This is a genomic window from Mesorhizobium alhagi CCNWXJ12-2 (assembly GCF_000236565.1).
GTDB classification, from domain to species: Bacteria; Pseudomonadota; Alphaproteobacteria; order Rhizobiales; family Rhizobiaceae; genus Allomesorhizobium; species Allomesorhizobium alhagi.
The window spans coordinates 1-2803 of the sequence record NZ_AHAM01000178.1 but is presented as its reverse complement, the minus strand read 5'-3'; the positions used below and the strand labels follow the sequence as shown (position 1 = coordinate 2803).

The window sequence follows — 2803 nt, the reverse complement described above, 5'->3', positions numbered from 1 at the left end:
CCGCCGCCGCTGGCGCGAAGCGCGTCGACATCATCGCCCACTCCATGGGCAATTGGGTGACGATGGAGGCGCTGCGGCAACTGGCCATCACCAACGACCGCGACCTCGACGGCAAGCTCGGCGACGTGGTGCTGGCCTCGCCCGACATCGACGTGGATGTGTTCAAGGCGCAGATGCGCCGCTACGGCAAACCCGACAAACCGTTCATCCTGTTTCTTTCCGGCGACGACCACGCGCTGCAGATTTCGCGACTGATCGCCGGCAACAGACCGCGCCTCGGCGGTTACGAGGACGCTGCCGACATAGCGAACTACGGCGTCGTCGCCATCGACCTGACCAAGGTGGACGCCGGCGACCGTCTCAACCACGCCAAATTCGCCGACAATCCTACGCTGGTGACGCTGCTGGGCGAAAAGCTGCGCCAGGACAGCAGCCTGGGCGCGGATGACCGCGACGTAACCGACCGCATCGGCAAGCTCACCGGCGGCATCGGCCAGACGCTGACTTCCGCCGCCGACATCGTCATCACCACGCCTTTCGAGGTGCTGAATGTGGTGGTTGGCGGGAACTGAACGGGAGGGCCGGACAATGGCCGAGGAAACTTCCACCAAGCGTCCGGCGATCGCGCGAATCTGGCGCGGCCGCACCAAGCCCGAGCTGGCGGACGAATACGAGACCTACAATTACGAAGCCGGGGTCAAGCCGCTGATGGAAAAGGCGCTCGGCGTGCAGACTTTCCGCGAGGACCGCGACGGCGAAAGCGAGTTCATCACGATTTCATACTGGGAGAGCGTGGAAGCGATGAGCGTTTTTGCCGGTAGCGATCCGACCCGCATCCATCACCTCGACCGCGATCCCGAGTTTTTGATCGAGCTGCCGAAGGAAGTGCAGATCGTGCGGCTGCTCGTCAGCCATGGGAATGTCGGGACGGCGTGAGACGCTGCTGGCGTCGTGACGCACGCCAATTTACGAGTACGCTTCACCGCTGCGCGCATTTTCCGATGCTTCGCAAACCGTTTTCACGGTTCTGCCCTTTACGGGTTCAAAAACGCGATCGCGCCTGTTAGTCTCGAAATGTAAAAATACGAAACATCCTGTTACAGGGGAAAGGGCCAAGGAAATGTCTGAGAACCAAACCCTCTCGCAACGCTGGGAAAACTATCGTCCCTCCAAGACGCTGTGGTTCTGGAGCGCCGTCGGCGTCGCCGTAGCTACCATGATTATCGGCTTCACAGCTGGAGGCTGGACCACGGGTGGAAATGCCGCGATCATGGCTGAACGTGCAGCACAGGACGCCCGCGCCGAACTGGTCGCGACGGTCTGCGTCCAAAAATTCGCTGCCGATGCCGATGCGGCGGCAAAATTCGCCGCATTGAAGGAAGCCTCATCCTGGGAGCGCGACGATTTCATTGAGGAAGGCGGATGGGCCTTGCTGACGGGCATGGAAAAGATCGTTCCTGGCGCAGCCGACGCTTGCGCCGATCAGTTGCTCGCGTCGGACAGTCTTCCGGTACGCGAGGTACAGACGAGTCCAGTCGCTACGGACAGCTGAACTGTCTGCCACGCCATCTCGCCTGAGGTGGCTACCTCGGTGTTGCTAGACCAACAGGTGACAACGGCAGCGATGATCAAGGACAACTCGATCGTGCTGCCGTTGACGCTTGGCCGTGCGTCCCTCCCTCAATGGCCGGAAAGGACAAGCGTTTTTACGGGAAGCAGCAGCGCCTGGAATCTCAATATGATCGCATGCACCACCCCGACCGTATCGATGACGTGCAGGAACAGCCATTTGGGCGTGCTCAGCTCCTCTTCGGAAAGAACGTCGTGATTGTTGGTGTAGGCGTTGGCGATGCAGTTGCTGCCCGGCGGAACGCCGTCGAACCCTCCGGCGAATAGCGGCTCCAGAAAGACGGTGATGGTTCCGGGCCGGATGACCTGCTGGGCGTCGATCAACTGATCCGACGCTCGAACCTGACCGGTTGCGATGAGATCCTGAACCTCGGTGACCACCATCGGAATGATCGTCAAAGGCATGGAAATACAAGTGGCTTCGGCAACCATGCCGACCTTCATCACCTGGGCTTCGAGCTGGCTGAAGCCCGCAATAAGCGCCTTCCTTCCGGCTTCCGTCGGTATGAGAACGCCCGCGGGCCGCATCAAGGGATTTACGATATCACCCTTGCGAAGCGTGAATTGTTCCAACCTGCCGGCGACCCCGGCGTAGACGACGGTCTTGTCCAGTTCGACCTGGGCCTGGGCCAGCGCCGCCTCGGCGCTTTTCCTCTGCGCCGGCAGCACCGAGGAAATCTGAGATTCGACGGACTGCTTGCTTGCCATGACGGCGGAAATGGCGGCCTGGCGGCCTTCCACGATGTTGGCGAGCTTCTCGATCTCGCGCGGCGCGACGGTGCCGGCGTTTCGCCGTTGAAGTTCGGTTTTGGTTTCGAGTTCGTCCAGAGCCTGCTTGTAGGAGCTTTGCGCTTCCTGGATGCGGGCGTCGGCTCCGGCCAGCTCGGTTTTGGCCAGTTCGAGCGCCGCGTCTATCTCCGCTACGCGCCGCCGCGCGGTTTCCACCGCCGCCTCCTGCTGGGCGCTGTCGAGCCTGAAGATGCGCTGGCCCGCCTCGACCCTGTCCCGCATTCCCACATAGATTTCCTCGACGCGGCCGGAGCCTTCGGGGAGAATAGGAACGGTGCGATAGAAGGATACGGCGCTGGATGTCGACGGGTGGAAGTAGAGAATGAGCGTCAAAAGAACGATGGTCAGGCCTATGCAGGCCGTTATCCCGTATCGCAGCTCGTAC

General features: G+C 61.3%; 4 protein-coding genes. 3 read left to right on the top strand and 1 reads right to left on the bottom strand.

Translation table 11 applies throughout. The features are described from left to right. The 3 genes from MAXJ12_RS20515 to MAXJ12_RS20505 all read left to right on the top strand — a co-directional run. A partial coding sequence (locus MAXJ12_RS20515; protein WP_008837893.1) for an alpha/beta hydrolase occupies window positions 1-572 on the top strand: 572 nt, incomplete at its 5' end. A gap of 16 nt (window positions 573-588) precedes the next feature. Continuing rightward, window positions 589-936, top strand: a complete 348-nt coding sequence (locus MAXJ12_RS20510; RefSeq protein WP_008837892.1) for an antibiotic biosynthesis monooxygenase family protein — start codon at window positions 589-591, stop codon at window positions 934-936. A 184-nt stretch (window positions 937-1120) separates the two neighbouring features. Further along, a complete protein-coding gene (locus MAXJ12_RS20505; protein ID WP_008837891.1) occupies window positions 1121-1552 on the top strand; it encodes a hypothetical protein in 432 nt (143 codons plus the stop codon). A 128-nt stretch (window positions 1553-1680) separates the two neighbouring features. Here the strand turns inward: MAXJ12_RS20505 and MAXJ12_RS20500 are convergent. Then, on the bottom strand, window positions 1681-2803 hold a 1123-nt coding region (locus MAXJ12_RS20500; protein WP_008837890.1), incomplete at its 5' end, for an HlyD family secretion protein.